The organism is Streptomyces sp. NPDC005803, from assembly GCF_040630435.1.
Classification (GTDB): domain Bacteria; phylum Actinomycetota; class Actinomycetes; order Streptomycetales; family Streptomycetaceae; genus Streptomyces.
Genome location: NZ_JBEXXO010000015.1, coordinates 11707 through 27581 on the forward strand (window position 1 = coordinate 11707; position 15875 = coordinate 27581).

The window sequence follows — 15875 nt, forward strand, 5'->3', positions numbered from 1 at the left end:
GCCATGCCGTCGCATGAGGTCGTCATCGGTGTGGACAGCTCCACCCAGTCCACCAAGGCCGCGTTCGTCGACGGCCGCTGCGGCCCTCGCACTCCTCACGCGCAAGCCCCGCCCGGGCGGGCGCGGCGTGTTACGGCATCCACCGTCACGGGGTGTTGTTGGCCAGCGCCAGCAGGCGGGAGCGGTCACCGCTGAAGCGGTCGCGGTCCACGTTGCCCGAGACACCGCTCACCGAGCCGGTGGAGGTGTACTGCCAGACCGTCCAGTACGGGAAGCCCGACGGAATGCTGGGGCTGGCGGCGGAGGTCCAGTGCGCGACCCACAGCGGGCTGCGGGCGGACATGCCGCTCCAGCCGCCGGTGCAGGAGTTCCACCAGCTCGGGCTGGTGTAGATCACGACGTCACGGCCCGTGCGGGCCTTGTACGTGGTGTAGAAGTCGAGGACCCACTGCCGCATGGCGGCCTGGGAGTAGCCGTAGCAGGTTCCCTCGATGTCCAGCACGCCGGGCAGCGTGAGGTTGTCGCGGGACCAGGCGCCCCCGTTGCTCGCGAAGAAGCTCGCCTGGGCGGCGCCGCCGGAGACGTCCGGCCGCGCGTAGTGGTAGGCGCCCCGGATCACGCCCGCGTGGTAAGCGTTCAGGTAGTTGGCGCTGAACGTCGGGTCCTTGTACGTGAGGCCCTCGGTCGCCTTCATCCAGGCGAACTCGATGCCCGCGCCCCGGACGGAGCTCCAGTTGATTCCCCCCTGCCAGCTGGACACGTCGATGCCCACGGGGTTCGCCTTGAGCTCGGCGTCCGCCTCGGCGTCGAGGCGCAGCCGCCGGGTGTCGGGCATGAAGTCCTTGGTGTCCTGGAGGTAGCCGACGCCCAGGTATCCCTTGCCGTAGGGCACGGGGTTGTCCGGCAGGGGGGCCGCCGACGCGGTGCCGGACATCAGACCGAGCAGCAGCGCGGCGCTCGTACCGATGACACCGGCCAGGGTGAGTCTCTTCCGGGTGGGCTCGGGGGAGTTGCTCCGGGGGTACAAGGCGGCCTCCTGCTGGGTGGGGGGAGTGCGCTTCCGCGACTGGCGGCGGCCACGCGCTTTCCTTCACGGTCTACGCGCGTCCAGCTGTCGCGAACACGACATAGTGAGCCACAGGAGCCCGCGCCCGGTAAATAGCCTTCACCCTTCATTAGTGGTCCAGACCAATCCCCACCCCGGTGAGCTGTACGAACGGCCGGCGCCTGGCAGAAGTTTTCCGAACTGACAGCCACCCCCGCGCACTCGATCGGGTGGACGTTTCCCGTTATGGACGTGGTTCGAGGGATAAAGAGCCCTTCCAGACGCGATCATGCGGCGGTGATCTCTACTCATCGGACGGCAATCCGTCCCAAGTCCCCGCTCCTGGCCGGATTCGGCGGCGCGCTCGCCCTGCTGACCCTGCTGCCGGCCGTCCCGGCGGCCGCCGCACCCGGGAACGACGTGCCACCCCGCGCCGTGACCCCGGCCGAGCGGAGGACCGCCGCGTACCTCGACTCGCTGCACGGCAGGCCCGCCGCGCTGAAGGCCTTCTTCAAGGACCTGCCCAAGGGGGGCGACCTTCACAACCACCTGTCGGGCGCGGCCACCACCGAGTACCTGATCAAGCTCGCGAGCGACAAGGGCCTGTGCATCGACGCGACGATGACGGCCGTGGCGCCGCCCTGCGGTCCGGGCACGAGGCCCGCCGCCGACGCGCGGACGGACGCCGCCTTCCAGCGGCAGATCGTCCGGGCCTGGTCCATGCAGGACTTCCCGGCCGGCCAGTCCGGGCACGACCACTTCTTCGACACGTTCGGCAAGTTCGGCCTGGCGACGTGGGACCGGGGCAAGCTCCTGGCCGATGTGGCCAACACCGTGGTGGAGCAGAACCAGTTCTACCTGGAGACCATGGTCACGCCCGCCTCGGACAGCGCCCGCGCGCTCGCGGAAGAGGTGGGCTACGACGCCGACCTGGCCGCGTTCCACCGCAAGCTCCTGGCCGGCGGGCGCCTGGAGCGGGTCGTCGACGAGGCGGTCCGGGAGGCCGACGCCGGTGACGCGGACTTCCGGAAGACCGCCCACTGCGACACCGCCCGCCCCGACCCCGGTTGCCGGCTGCCCGTCCGCTGGATCTCCCAGGTCTCCCGGGGCAGTTCACCGGCGCGGGTGTTCACGCAGATGGCGGTCGGCATGCGGCTGGCCGAGCGCGACCCGAGGTTCGTCGCGGTCAACCTCGTACAGCCGGAGGACTGGGACAGCTCGCTGAGCAACTACAGCCTCCAGATGCGGATGCTGAAGTACCTGCGCGGCCAGTACCCGGGCGCCCACCTCACCCTGCACGCCGGCGAGCTGGCCCCCGGTCTGGTCAAGCCGGAAGACCTGACCTTCCACATCGACGAGGCCGTACGCGTCGCCGGGGCCGAACGCATCGGCCACGGCGTCGACCTCGTCCACGAGGACGACTGGCAGCGCCTCGCCCGGACCATGGCCCAGCGCCAGATCGCGGTCGAGGTGCCGTTCTCCAGCAACAAGCAGATCCTCGGCATCGCGGGGGCCGAGCACCCGTTCAACGCGTACCGCCGCTACGGCGTCCCCGTCGTCCTGTCCACCGACGACCCGGGCGTCTCACGGATCGACATCAGCCACGAGTACCAGTACGCCGCGAAGACGTACGGCCTCTCCTACACCGAGCTGAAGGACCTGGCCCGCGCCTCGCTGGAGTACGCGTTCCGTGACGGCCGCAGCCTGTGGGCCCCCGGTTCGGCCGCCTCCGGCTACCGTCCGGTCCCGGCCTGCGCCGACAGCCGTCCGGGCGGCGGCCGCCCGGACGCGCGCTGCGCCCGCTACCTCGCGGACAGCCCGAAGGCCGCGACCCAGTGGCGTCAGGAAGCGGCCTTCGCCGCCTTCGAGAGCGACCACGGCGGCCGTCGCTGACGCAGGCGGCCGCGCGCCGTCGGGGGTGGGGTGCGGGCCGTGGCCCCGTACCCCTACCCCTTCGCCGCCGGACGGTACGTGCACACCCGCACACCCGCGTCGCTCGTGGTGTGCGCGACCAGTTCCAGCGTGCGCAGCCCGCCGTCCGCCGGGAAGATCGACTTTCCGCCGCCGAGCAGCACCGGCATGATCACGAGCCTGAGTTCGTCGACGAGGCCCCCGCTCAGCAGGCTGCGTACGAGGGTGGGGCTGCCCATGACCAGGAGGTCGCCGCCGTCCTTCTCGCGCAGCTCCTGGATCCGGGCCGCGAACTTCTCGCCGGGGATGCGCTCGGTGTTGTTCCACGTCAGGTCGTCGTCGCCCAGGGTGTCGGTCACGACGTACTTGCCGATGGCGTTCATCCGGTCGGCGAAGGGGTCCCCGGCCCGCTCGGGCCACGCTCCGGCCATCGTCTGCCAGGTGCGGCGGCCGAAGAGGAGCGCCTCGGCCGAGCTCATCGAGTCGTCGAAGGCGCCGCCCACCACCTCCGGGTCGAAGAACGGGTGCGACCAGCCGCCGTGGGCGAAGCCGCCGTCCGTGTCCTCCTCGGCACCGCCCGGCGCCTGTACGACGCCGTCCAGGCTGATGAACTCGCTGATGACGATGCGCATGTGACTCGCTCCTCGAATGCTGATCAGGTGTACGGGAAGAGAGACTGCCGCGCGGCCCGGAAATCATCGCCGTTGTCCTAGAAGCCGCCGCCCCCGAAGTCGCCACCGCCGCCGAAGCCTCCGCCGTCACCGAACCCGCCCCTGTCGCCGAACCCGCCGCCACCGTCGCCGAATCCGCCGCCGTCGAAGCCGGACGAGTCGAAGTCGGAGCCGGAGAAGTCGCCGCCGGAGAAGTCACCGCCTCCGAAGTCGCCCCCTCCGTACTCCGCCGCGTACGCCGGGGTGGCGAGCATCGAGCCGAGCATGGTGCCGACCAGCAGGCCGGGGAGCAGGCCGCCGCCGAAGTAGCCGCCCGCCCAGGGGCCGTAGGCCGGACCGGCCTCCCAGTACGGGCGCCGGCTGCCGTCGCCCGTGTCGACGGTGCGGCTCATCGGGTCCTCGCCGTTGCGCAGGCGCACCGCGTCGGCGCCGCAGACCGGGACCTCGCGGGCCGTGCCGCCGGGCGGGGACCAGCGGACGTCGGCCACCGAGGGGCCGTGGCGCGGGTCGAAGAAGCAGGGCGGGCGGCGGGCCGGGAGTTCGCCGCCGGTGCGGCGGGCGTCCAGGACGGCCAGCGAGTAGCGCCCGTCCTCCAGGGCCTGGGTCACCCCGCGCACGTCCGAGGGGTGCCGGGCGTGTTCCATCCGGGACTTCGCGCGCTCGTAGGAGTCGAGGGCGCGTTCGTAGTCGGCGCGCATCGCGTCGTCCGCGCCGGGCTCCGCGGGGTGGAAGTCGAGCCGGTCCAGGGTTTCGCCGTATGCCGTGATGTCCTCGTCGACGACGACCCGGAGCTTGTCGAGGGCGGCCTGCTCCTCGGCCTCCTTGCGCTTGCGGTTGCGGCGCACGACCGTGTACGCCGCCGCTCCGCCGAGGACCACCACCGCGCCGACCGTGATCAGGCCCGCGGTGGCCGAGGTGCTGCGGGCGGACGAGCCGCCGCCCCAGGTGCTGGGGGCATGGCCCCGGGCCTGCTCGACGGCCCGGTCGACGAAGGCGTTCAGCTGGGTCGCGGCGGAGGTGTCCGCGCCGGGTGTCTTCACGGCGGCGGTGAGGTTGCGGACCGCCTGCACGGACATCACCCGCGGGTCGGCGCCCGCGTTGAAGCCGTCGCCGAGGCGGATCGCGTAGACGCCGGTGATCCCGGTGTCGGTGCGCAGGGTGCGGAGCACGCTGTCCTCGGGAAAGGCGGCGCTCTGCGGCAGTACGGCCACGAAGACCGGCTTGTCGGCGTCCTTGATCTTCTTCGTCAGGGCGTCGGCCTGGCTCCGGGAGAGCTGGCCGGCCGCTGCGGGATCGACGTACACCGGGCCCTTGCGCAAGGCCTGGGCGACCTCCTCGACGCTGGAGGCGCCGGTCGCGGCCGGGGCGGCGGATAGCGAGGCGCCGGTCGCGGCAGGGGCCAGCAGCAGGGCGGCCGCCGCCAGCAGGAGCAGCAGCCCCGCCAGGAGTGCCGGGGCCAGGGAGGTGGGGAACGCTTTGCTCCGCATACTACGAAGCTAACCCAGACGGGTGATAAATGCGTGACGGGCGGACCGACGGCGCCTTCGCCGTCCGCCCGCCCGCCCGCGAGGGCTCAGGCGGCCCGGTACGCCGCCCGCAGCTTCGCCACCGCACCGGTCAGGTCACCGGTGAGCAGCAGGTGGTCGGCATCGGCGAACGGCTTGGACACCGCTTCCGTCAGCTTCCCGCCGGTCTTCTGCTGGACCAGCAGACGGGCCTGGCCGACGATGGTGCGGCCCACGTCCGTCCGGCCGAGGCCCGTCCTCTGCGCGACCTGGGCGGCCAGCGCGAGCGCGCCGAGCGTGAGTTCGCCGCCGGCCGGGGGCTTCTTCAGGGTGGTGAGGCCCCAGCCGTACGGGAACTGGGGGTCGTACGCCGCGTCGCCGACGTTGATCGGCAGCTGCGACTCGGACTTCGGCCAGGTCACCGGCAGCTGGCCGGTGAAGGCGCGCTTACCGAAGAGCACGTCGGCCACGCCGTCGCCCTCGGTGCCCGGCAGCCAGGAGGCCACCAGCGCGTCGATGTCGCCGAGCCGGTCGCCGATGAACTGCGGGCGGCCCGAGACGATCAGGACGGCGCACTTCATCGCGGCGCAGACTGTGTCGACCGCTGCCTTGTCGGCGGCGGACAGCTCCAGGTCGTGCCCGTTGCCGACGTCGCCGATGCCCTCCGCGTACGGGGTCTCGCCGACGACCACGACGCCGACGTCGTAGCCGTCCGTGGCGGCCGAGGCGTCCTTGGAGTACGTGACCGAGGCCGCGTCCTTCTTCATGGCCGACAGGATCGTGGTGCCCGGCGTGATGGGGCCGGAGGAGCCCTGCCAGCTGACGGTCCAGCCGCCGGCCTGGTTGCCGATGTCATCGGCGTTGGAGCCGGCGACGTACACCTTCTGCGTGGACTTCAGCGGCAGCACGCCGCCGTCGTTCTTCAGCAGCACCTGGGACTTGGCGGCGGCCTCGCGGGCCACGGCGCGGTGCCCGTCCGACCCGACCTGGTCGAGGTTGGACGTGTCGGCGTACGGCTTCTCGAACAGGCCCAGCCTGAACTTCTGCGTCAGGATGCGGGAGACCGCGTCATCGATCCGGGCCTGGGTGATGCGGCCCGCGGTGACCTCTGCCTGGAGCGTCTTGGTGAAGTCCTTGTACGCCGTCGGGACCATGATCATGTCGAGTCCGGCGTTGATCGAGGTGCGGACGTCGCTCGCGTAGTCGCCGGGGATCTGGTCGATCGCCTGCCAGTCGCTGATGACGAAGCCCTCGAAGCCCATCCGGTCCTTCAGCACGCCGTTGATCATCTCGGCGTTGGCGTGCATCTTCACCGGGCCCTCGTCGTCGCCGAGGATGTCGAGCGACGAGTACGACGGCATGACCGTGCCGACACCGCGCTTGACGGCGTCCTCGAACGGGGCGAGGTGGACGGCTTCGAGCTCCTGCCGCGTGACCTTGGTGACGCCCTGGTCGATGGGGTACGAACCGGTGGTGGAGGAGCCGTACTCGGTACCGCCGTCGCCCACGTAGTGCTTGGCGGTCGCCAGCACCTTGTCGTTGCGGGCGAGGTCCTTGCCGGACGCGGCGCCCTGCATGCCCTGGATCACGGTCTCCAGGGACTCCACGAGGGCCGGGTCCTCGCCGTACGCCTCGTAGGCGCGGCCCCAGCGGTCGTCGCGCGAGACGCAGAGGCAGGGGGCGAAGTCCCACGGGATGCCGGTGGCGCGCACCTCGTTCGCGGTGACCGCGCCGGTCTTCTCGACCGTCTTCGGGTCGCGGGTCGCGCCGAGGCCGACGTTGTGCGGCATGATCGTCGAGCCGATCACGTTGTTGTGGCCGTGCACCGCGTCCACGCCGTAGATCAGCGGGATCTGGAAGCGGGTCGCCTGGGCGCGCAGCTGGTAGGCGTCGACCATCTTCGCCCAGGCCGCGGCGGTGTTGGGCGTGGGGACGGAGCCGCCGCCGGAGAGCAGCGAGCCGAGGTCGTACGTGGCGATGTCGCCCTGCGAGGAGAGTGCGTTGCGCTCCGCCTGCGTCATCTGGCCGGCCTTCTCGGCGGGCGACATCCGGGCGAGCAGGTCGGCGACGCGCTGCTTCACCGGCAGCTTCGGGTTCTGGTACGGCAGCCCGTGGGCGTCGATGACGACCTGCGGGTTCTCCTTCGGCGGCCTGGCTCCGGTGACGGTGAGTTCGAGCGGGACCGTCTTCGCGGACGCGGCGCCCGAGATCTTCTTCGTGGTGACGGCGACCCGGTGGGTGGTGCCGGAGGCGGTGCCCGCGGGGAAGGTGTACGTGCCGCTGACCGGGGCGTAGTCGGTGCCGGAGGCGGCGCTGCCGCCCTTCGTCTCGTAGGCGACGGTGACGGGCTCGTCCAGCGGGAGCGAACCGGTGGTGGTGACGGAGAGGCCGATGTCCGCGGTCGCGCCCTGCTTGACGGGGTGCACGGCCGCGTCGGTGACGACGCTCGCCTTCAGCGCGGCGTCGGCCTTGCCGTACAGCTCCACGCCGTCCATGGCGAACCTGCCGGGGGCTCCGGGCGGCAGGGTGAGCGCGTAGCCCCACATCTCGTTCAGGCCGAGGACCTGGTCGATGCCGCCGACGGGCTGGTAGTCGCCGCGGTAGGTGAAGTCGGCGAACGGGATCTCGACCTGGTGCCAGCCCTCCCAGTCGTCGGTGAAGGAGGTGGTCCAGAGCTCGGAGGCCTCGCCGTTGGCGCCGCCGTCCTTGATCTCGAAGGCGATCTTCTTGCCCGAACCGGGCGGCAGGGGCGCGGTGTTCTGGCCGTACCACCAGAAGCGGATGCCCTTGTGGGCGGACCAGTCGTGGGCGGGCTGGTCGGCGGCGTAGTCGTGGCTGAGGCCGCCGTAGCCGCTGATGTCGAAGGTGCCTTCGAGGACCTTGGCGCCCTCGGGGGCGTCCGCGCGTTCCTTCAGGGCGAGGGTGGGCGGGTCGTCGGCGTCGCCGCCCCAGGTGAAGATGCCCTCGGCGGGCTGGTTGGCGAAGGGGACCTCGCCCTCGAAGCGGTCGACGGCGACGGGTGCCGGTTCGTCGGCCGCGGCCGCGCTGGGGACGGCCCCGGCGAGCAGGCCGGCCAGGACCGTGGCGGCGGCCAGTGCGGCCGTCGCGGGTCTCGCCCGGTGACGGGTGCGTGGTGGCATGTGCGGCTCCTTCGTACGGTGACCGCGCGCGGCACGGCGGGTGCGGTGCCGCGCCGCGCGCGGGGGGTGCGGGTGGGACCGGGGGGTGACGTTGCGGGGCGGGGTGGCGTGGGTGCGGGCGGGAGGGTGGGTGCGGGCGGGGGTGCTACTTCTTCTGCTCGACCCGGACCCAGTCGATCTCCGCCCTGACCCCGCCCTGGGCGATGCGGTCGACGCTGGACTGCGGAAGACCCCAGTAGGGCTGGGTGACCTTGTTCCATCCGGCGGGATACGCGCCGCCGAGGGCCAGGTTGAGAATCACGTACTGGTCGTGGTCGAAGACCCACTGGCCGCGGGTCGACTCCAGCTTCTGGCGGGAGGTCGTCTGGACGACCCGGTCGTCGACGGTGAACGTCATGCCCTCGGGCGTCCACTCGACGCCGTAGGTGTGCCACGCGTCGGCGCGGCCGCCGTCCGGGTAGGTCTGCTGCTTGCCGATGTTGCCGTCGGCGGAGTAGCCGGGGCCGTGCAGCGCGGAGCTGGTCCAGTCCCCGTAGCCGATGTTCTCCATGATGTCCGTCTCGCCCGAGCCGGGCCACGAGACGGACGGGTCGTCGACGTTGCTGCCGAGCAGCCAGAAGGCGGGCCAGAAGCCGTCGCCGACCGGCAGCTTCATGCGGGCGCTGACCTTGCCGTAGGTGAAGTCGAACCTGGTGTGGGTGTCGACCCGTCCGGAGGTGAAGTCGAAGGTGCCGGCCGGCGTGGGGGTGCAGCCCTTGCAGTACTTCGGCTGCAGGACCAGGGCGCCGTTCTCGGTGCGGATGGTGTCGGTCGAGTCGACGTAGGCCTGCGACTCGCCGTTGACGGGGCCCATCTCCGTACCCGTGCGCACCACCCGCCACTTGGAGCGGTCCAGGCCCGAGCCGGTGAAGTCGTCGAAGAACGTGGTGCTGTACGTGCCGCCGGGGTTCTTGGGCAGGGCCGGGTAGGCGGCGTCGGCGCTGCCTCCGGTGCCCCAGACCTGGAACTCGTAGAGGGAGTAGCCGAACTGCGCGGTGGCGGGCGCGGGGTTGTAGAAGGAGCGGCGCTCCACGCCGAGCATCCGGACGTAGCGGCCGGTCGCCGGGGTGGACAGCTTGACCGTGTCGTGCCGTCCGACGGCGTCGCCGGGTGACTTCACGTCCGCGCGGCGGGCGGCGACCTCGGCGGCGGAGGGCTGGTACACGGTGCGCCAGGTGCGGTTGTCGTCGGAGACCTGGATCCGGTAGTCGACGGCGTACGCCGCCTCCCAGTACAGGTCGACCGTGTCGATCGTGGAGGCGGCCCCGAGGTCGACCCCCACCCAGCGGTCCGCGTTCCAGTCGCTCGACCAGCGCGACCGGTCCGCCTTGAGGTCGGCCGGCCAGCCGCCGTCGGTGACGAACGCCGGTGAGTTGCCCGCGTGCTGGTAGAGGTTTCCGTACGCGGGGTGGTTCAGGGCGAGGTTGGCGCGGGTCGTGGAGGCGGGGGCCGGCTCCCCTCCGTACACCTTGAAGGAGTACAGGGAGTAGCCCCAGGGGGTGGCGCGCTGGATGCCGCGCATCCGGACGTAGCGGCCGGTGACCTCCTGCGGGTAGGTGTGCGCGGTGACGCTGCCGCCGGTTCCGTCGTCCTCGGTGTAGAAGGCGGTCCAGTCGGTGCCGTTCCTGGACACCTCCAGGACGTACTTCTTGCCGTAGGCGGCCTCCCAGTCCAGGGTGACCCGGCTGATCCGGAGGACGGAGCCGAGGTCGACCCGGATCCAGGCGTTGTCGGCGAAGTCGCTGGACCAGCGGGTGGCGCCGTCGCCGTCGGCGGCGGCTCCCGGTCCGGTGCCGGCGTTCTCGGAGCCGGACGCGGTGACGGACGCGGGGTCGGCGGCGTGGGCGGCGGCCGCCCGGTCGGTGTCCCACGCCGCGGCCTGCGCCGCCGGCCGGGGGGCCGGGGCGGCGAAGGCCATGGGGGCGGCGAGGGCGATCAGAGCGGTGGTGGTGACTGCCAGAGTCGTACGAGAGGGCACGGTGGGGCTCCCGTTCGTATCCTTGGGGGTCGCGCGGGCGCTGCCGGACAGGCCCTACGCGTTGCGGGTGAGGCGGATGGTGTCGCGGTACCACTTGGCGCTGTCCTTGAGCGTCCGCTCCTGCGTGTCGTAGTCGACGCGGACGATGCCGAATCGCTTGTCGTAGCCGTAGGACCACTCGAAGTTGTCCATCAGCGACCAGGCGAAGTAGCCCCGGACGTCGGCGCCCTGGGTGCGGGCGGCGGCGACGGCGGCGATGTGGTCGGCCAGGTACGTGGTGCGGTCGGCGTCGTGGATCTCGCCGTCCGCGGAGACGGTGTCGTCGAAGGCGGCGCCGTTCTCGGTGATGACCGTCGGGAGGCCGTAGTCCTTCTCCAGACGGACCAGCAGGTCGGTGAGGGCGGTGGGGGTGATCTCCCAGTCCATGGCGGTACGGGGCAGCTCGCGCTCCACGACCCGGGTGACGGGCAGGCCGTCGGCGTCCGTGGTCGCGCCCTCCTCGGTGACGCCGGAGAAGAGCGAGCCGCGGTAGAAGTTGACGCCGAGGACGTCCAGCGGGGTGGAGATGACCTCCAGGTCGCCTTCCTGGACGGGGAGTTCGATGCCCTGGGCCGCGAGGTCGGCGACGATGTCCTCGGGGTAGGCGCCCTTGACGACGGGGTCCAGGTAGAGGCGGGCGCCGAGCCCGTCGGCGCGGCGGCAGGCCTCGGCGTCCTCGTGGCTGCCGGTCTCGGGAGTGGCGGTGCCGAGGTTGAGGGTGATGCCGAGTTCGAGCGCGTTGCCGCGCGCGGCGGACTGCTCCCGCATGTACTGCGAGGCGAGGCCGTGGCCCAGGAGCAGGTGGTGGACGGCGTGGATCGCCTCGCCGAAGTCCTTCCGGCCGGGGGCCTGGTTGCCGTACGCGTAGCCGAGCATCGCCGAGCACCACGGCTCGTTCAGCGTGGTCCAGTGCTTCACCCGGTCGCCCAGGGCGTCGTAGGCGAGGGCGGCGTACTCGGCGAAGCGGTGGGCGGTGTCGCGGGCCGGCCAGCCGCCCGCGTCCTCCAGCTCCTGCGGGAGGTCCCAGTGGTACAGCGTGATCCACGGGGTGACGCCCTTGGCGTCCAGCTCGTCGAGCAGGCGCTTGTAGAAGTCCAGGCCCTTGGCGTTGGCGGGGCCGCGGCCGCCGGGCTGGATGCGGGGCCAGGCCAGCGAGAAGCGGTACGTGTCGACGCCCAGGCCGGCGATCAGCGAGACGTCCTCGGGCATCCGGTGGTAGTGGTCGCAGGCCACGTCACCGTTCTCGCCGCGGACGACCATGCCCGGCACCCTGCAGTACGTGTCCCAGATGGACGGCGTTCTGCCGTCCTCCGCCGCCGCTCCCTCGATCTGGTACGCGGCTGTGGCGACGCCCCAGCGGAAGTCGGCGGGCAGCCCGGGTACGGCCTGGGCGGCGATCTCGCGGGCGTAGGCCTGGGGGGTGACGAGGTTCATGGGTCTCCTGTGGTGTGCGGTGCGAAGTGCCTACGACCGGGCGGCGGCCGGGGCGTCCCGGTGGAGCCAGCAGGCCACCGAGCGGGAGGCGTCCCCGGCCGGTGCCGCGAGCACCGGGACGTGGCTGTCGCACGCCTCGACCTTCTTGGCGCAGCGGGGGTGGAAGGCGCAGCCGGCCGGCATCGCCGACAGGTGCGGGGGCGATCCCGGGATGCCGCTGAGTTCGCGGCGGGGACCGTGCAGGGCGGGGAAGGAGTGCAGCAGGCCGTCGCTGTACGGATGGCGGGGGTCGCGGTAGATGTCGGACGCGCCGGCCTCCTCGACGATCCGGCCGCCGTACATGATCGCGATCCGGTCGGAGAACTCGATGAGGAGGGAGATGTCGTGCGTGATGAAGACGACGGAGAAGCCGAGTTCCTCGCGGAGCCGGACGAGCTGGCGCAGGATCTGGCGCTGCATGACGACGTCGAGCGCCGTCGTGGGCTCGTCCATGATGACGATCTCGGGTTCCAGCGCGAGGGCCATCGCGATCATCACGCGCTGGCGCATGCCGCCGGACAGCTGGTGCGGGTAGGCGCCGAGCCGGTCGGCGGAGATGCCGACCAGGCTGAGCAGTTCCTTGGCCCGCGCGGTCCGTTCGGCCTTCCTCATCTCCGGGCGGTGCGCCTGGAGCACGTCGGTGAGCTGGCTGTGGACCGTGTGCACCGGGTTGAGGGAGTTCATCGCGCCCTGGAAGACGATCGACAGCTCCTGCCAGCGGAAGGCGCGCAGCTCGGGCGCCGACAGGGTCAGCAGGTCGAGCGCCTCGCCGCCCGGCTGGTGGTAGTGGACCTCTCCTCCGGTGATCACGCCGGGCGGGGACAGCAGCCGGGTGACGGCGTAGGCCAGGGTGGACTTCCCGGAGCCCGACTCGCCCGCGAGGCCGAGGACTTCGCCGCGGTGCAGGGTGAGGTCGATGTCGCGCAGCGCGTGTACGGCCTCGGCGCCGGTCCCGTAGTCCACGTTGAGGCCGCTGATGGTGAGGACGGGCTCGCTCATGAGCGGTTTTCCTTCTCGGGGGTGCCGGTACGGGCCACGGGGGTGAAGCCGGCCTCGGAGGTGCCGGTACGGGCCACGGGGGTGAAGCCGACGCGCATGCGGACCTTCCGGGAGCCGCCGGTCTCGGTGCGCAGCCGCGGGTTGACGAATTCGTCGATGCCGAAGTTGATGAGGGCCAGCGACATGCCGAGCAGGGCGATGCAGAGCCCGGCCGGGACGAACCACCACCAGGCGCCCTGGGCGAGGGCCTGGTTGGACTGCGCCCAGAACAGGACGGTGCCCCAGTTCCAGCTGGAGATGTCGGCGACGCCGATGAAGGCGAGCGTGATCTCGGAGAGGATCGCGAAGATGACCGTGCCGACGAAGCCGGAGGCGATGACGGCGGTCAGGTTGGGCAGCACCTCGAAGAGGATGATCCGCCAGGTCGACTCCCCGGTGGCGCGGGCCGCCTCCACGTAGTCCCGGCGGCGCAGCGAGAGCGTCTGGGCCCGTAGCACCCGGGCGCCCCAGGCCCAGGAGGTCAGGGCGATGACGGCCGCGATCAGGAGGTCGCCGGTGTCGGAGACGAAGCTGGCGATGATGATGATCAGCGGCAGTCCGGGGATGACGAGGAAGACGTTGGAGAGCAGCGAGAGCACCTCGTCGGCGGTGCCGCCGAGGAAGCCGGCGCTGACGCCGATCAGCACGGACAGGATCGTGGCGAGGATGCCGGCGAGGAAACCGACGACGAGGACGCCACGGGTGCCGACGAGGATCTGCGAGAGCACGTCCTGGCCGGTCTGCGTGGTGCCGAACCAGTGGGAACCGGAGGGCGGCTGGAGCAGTTCGTTGCTCATGGTGTCGGGGTCGTACGGAGCGATCCAGGGCCCGATCACGGCGATCAGCACGAAGAAGAGCAGGATGCCGATTCCGACGACGGTCTTGCGGCCGCGCAGGAAGCGGAACTTACGCTTGCTCGCTGCCGGGGTCTCGGTCGCGTCGAGCACGGCGACTTCGGTGGCGGTGACGGCCATGTCCCTAGGCCTCCCTTCGGGTACGGGGGTCGAGGACCATGTAGAGCACGTCGGCGAGGAGGTTCGCCGCGAGGACGGAGAGCGTGATGATGAGGAAGACGCCCTGCATGAGGGGGTAGTCCTTGGCTCCCACACCCTGGAAGAGCTGGTAGCCGATGCCCGGGTAGGAGAAGACCATCTCCACCAGCAGCGTGCCGCCGACGATGAAGCCGAGCGAGAGGGCGAAGCCGGAGATGTTGGGCAGGATCGCGTTGCGGGCGGCGTACCCGAACATCACCCGGCGCTCGGAGAGCCCCTTGGCCTGGGCGACCATGACGTAGTCCTCGCTCGACACCGTCACCATCATGTTGCGCATGCCGAGGATCCAGCCGGCCACGGCGCTGAGCACGATCGTGAGACCGGGCAGCGCCCCGTGGTAGAGCGCGCTGGAGATGAACGGCCAGTCGAAGGCGGGCACCAGCGAGTTGTCGTATCCGCCGGCGGCCGGGAAGAGCGGCCACTTCACGGCGAACAGCGAGATGGCGATGAGGCCGAGCCAGAAGTACGGGATGGCCGAGATGAACGTGGTGACGGGCAGCAGGCTGTCCATCCAGGAGCCGCGCCGCCAGCCGGTGAAGACCCCGATGCCGGTGCCGAGCACGAAGCTGATCAGCGTGGTGATCCCGACGAGCGCGAGCGTCCACGGCAGCGACTGGGCGATGACCTCGCTCACCGGGGTCGGGAAGAAGGTGAACGACAGGCCGAGGTCGCCGTGGAACAGGTGCGACCAGTAGTCGGTGTACTGCTCCCACAGCGACTGGTGCTTGTCGAGGCCGAACAGGGCCTTGAGCGAGGCGATGGCGTCGGTGTCCAGCTGGCCCTGGAAGCGGGCGATGAGGGACTGCACCGGGTCGCCGGGCATCAGCCGCGGGATGAGGAAGTTGATGGTGATCGCGGCCCACGCGGTGACCAGGTAGAAGGCGAGCCGTTGGAGCAGGTACTTCACTTCGCAGCCTCCTTCTCGTGGTCGTCGGTGGGGGTGGTGTCGCCGGCGGAGCCGTCGTACAGCCAGCAGGCGGCCCACTGGCCGTCGGCCAGGTCGAAGCGGGGCGGAAGTTCGGTGCGGCAGCGCTCCATGGCCTTCGGGCAGCGGGGGTGGAAGCGGCAGCCGGCCGGCGGGTCGATGAGCGAGGGCGGTTCGCCGCTGCCGGTCTCCTCCTGCTCCTCCTCGTCGACGACCCGGTCCGGGTCGGGCGCCGAGGCGATCAGCAGCTGGGTGTAGGGGTGGGCGGGGCGCTGGGTGACGGTCTCGCTGTCGCCGCCCTCCACGATCCGGCCCGCGTACATCACCAGCGTGGAGTCCGCGAAGTAGCGGGCGGAGGCGATGTCGTGGGTGATGTAGAGGATCGCGAGGTGCAGGCGGTCCTTGAGGTCCTTGAGCAGGTTGAGCACGCCGAGCCGGATCGAGACGTCCAGCATCGAGACGGGCTCGTCGGCGAGGAGGACCTGGGGGTCGGCGCCCAGCGCGCGGGCGATCGCCACGCGCTGGCGCTGACCGCCCGACAGCTCGTGCGGGAACTTGTCCAGGTACTGATGGGGAGGAGTCAGCTGGACGCGGTTCAGCAGAGCGGTCAGGTTCTGTTCCAGTTCCGCCTCGCCGCTGCCCGCCCGGCCGTGGATCTTCAGGGCGCGGGTGAGGTGGTAGCGCACGGTGTGCACGGGGTTCAGCGAGGCGAACGGGTCCTGGAAGATGAGCTGGACCCGGCGTACGTAACTGCGGAAGGACCGGCCACGTCCGGCCTTCACCGCCTGTCCGCCCAGGTGGATCTCGCCCTCGGTGAGCGGATACAGCTGGGCGAGCAGTCTGGCGACGGTGGACTTCCCGGAGCCCGACTCCCCCACCAGTGCCGTGACCGTGCCGCGCCGCAGGCGCAGGGAGACGTCGTCGACGGCGTGGACGGTACGGCGCTTGCCCGCGAGCAGGTCGCGGCCGGTGCGCCGTACGGCGAAGTGTTTGGTGACTCCGCGTGCTTCGAGCACGACTTGGTTCTTCTCGGTCTGTTCGGACATGGCCGGTATCTGG

At 71.2% G+C, this 15875-nt stretch carries 11 protein-coding genes; 1 reads left to right on the forward strand and 10 read right to left on the reverse strand.

Annotation, left to right across the window (positions count from 1 at the left end; translation table 11 throughout):
• Window positions 1–145 precede the first annotated feature (145 nt).
• The gene (locus ABZ454_RS21625; protein WP_359540165.1) at window positions 146–934 is read right to left on the reverse strand and encodes a GH25 family lysozyme; all 789 of its coding nucleotides are present in this window, start codon (window positions 932–934) and stop codon (window positions 146–148) included.
• Between the two features lie 408 nt (window positions 935–1342).
• On the opposite strand from ABZ454_RS21625, the gene ABZ454_RS21630 reads away from it, so the two are divergent.
• The gene (locus ABZ454_RS21630) at window positions 1343–2938 is read left to right on the forward strand and encodes an adenosine deaminase (RefSeq protein ID WP_359540001.1); all 1596 of its coding nucleotides are present in this window, start codon (window positions 1343–1345) and stop codon (window positions 2936–2938) included.
• Between the two features lie 53 nt (window positions 2939–2991).
• Here the strand turns inward: ABZ454_RS21630 and ABZ454_RS21635 are convergent, their stop codons facing one another.
• From ABZ454_RS21635 to ABZ454_RS21675, 9 genes are all read right to left on the reverse strand, one after another.
• Entirely contained in the window at window positions 2992–3588 is a 597-nt protein-coding gene (locus tag ABZ454_RS21635; RefSeq protein WP_359540002.1) for a dihydrofolate reductase family protein, read from the reverse strand.
• Window positions 3589–3665: 77 nt separating this feature from the next.
• Window positions 3666–5114 (reverse strand): hypothetical protein, encoded by a 1449-nt coding sequence (locus tag ABZ454_RS21640; protein WP_359540004.1) that lies wholly within the window; start codon window positions 5112–5114, stop codon window positions 3666–3668.
• A gap of 86 nt (window positions 5115–5200) precedes the next feature.
• Window positions 5201–8272 (reverse strand): glycoside hydrolase family 3 N-terminal domain-containing protein, encoded by a 3072-nt coding sequence (locus tag ABZ454_RS21645; protein ID WP_359540005.1) that lies wholly within the window; start codon window positions 8270–8272, stop codon window positions 5201–5203.
• A gap of 145 nt (window positions 8273–8417) precedes the next feature.
• Entirely contained in the window at window positions 8418–10289 is a 1872-nt protein-coding gene (locus ABZ454_RS21650) for a discoidin domain-containing protein (RefSeq protein ID WP_359540006.1), read from the reverse strand.
• A gap of 54 nt (window positions 10290–10343) precedes the next feature.
• Complete coding sequence (locus ABZ454_RS21655) at window positions 10344–11762, reverse strand: GH1 family beta-glucosidase (RefSeq protein WP_359540007.1); 1419 nt, start codon at window positions 11760–11762, stop codon at window positions 10344–10346.
• 30 nt (window positions 11763–11792) lie between these two features.
• On the reverse strand, window positions 11793–12800 hold the full coding sequence (locus ABZ454_RS21660) for an ABC transporter ATP-binding protein (RefSeq protein WP_359540008.1): 1008 nt from the start codon (window positions 12798–12800) through the stop codon (window positions 11793–11795).
• Window positions 12797–13813: an ABC transporter permease gene (locus tag ABZ454_RS21665; protein ID WP_356316720.1), complete on the reverse strand. Its 1017-nt coding sequence runs from the start codon at window positions 13811–13813 to the stop codon at window positions 12797–12799. The genes ABZ454_RS21660 and ABZ454_RS21665 overlap by 4 nt, the downstream gene beginning before the upstream one ends.
• Before the next feature lie 4 nt (window positions 13814–13817).
• Window positions 13818–14798 (reverse strand): ABC transporter permease, encoded by a 981-nt coding sequence (locus tag ABZ454_RS21670; RefSeq protein WP_356316719.1) that lies wholly within the window; start codon window positions 14796–14798, stop codon window positions 13818–13820.
• Window positions 14795–15862, reverse strand: coding sequence for an ABC transporter ATP-binding protein (locus ABZ454_RS21675; protein WP_359540009.1), 1068 nt, complete (start codon window positions 15860–15862; stop codon window positions 14795–14797). Before ABZ454_RS21675 ends, ABZ454_RS21670 begins: the two co-directional genes overlap by 4 nt.
• Between the last annotated feature and the right edge of the window lie 13 nt (window positions 15863–15875).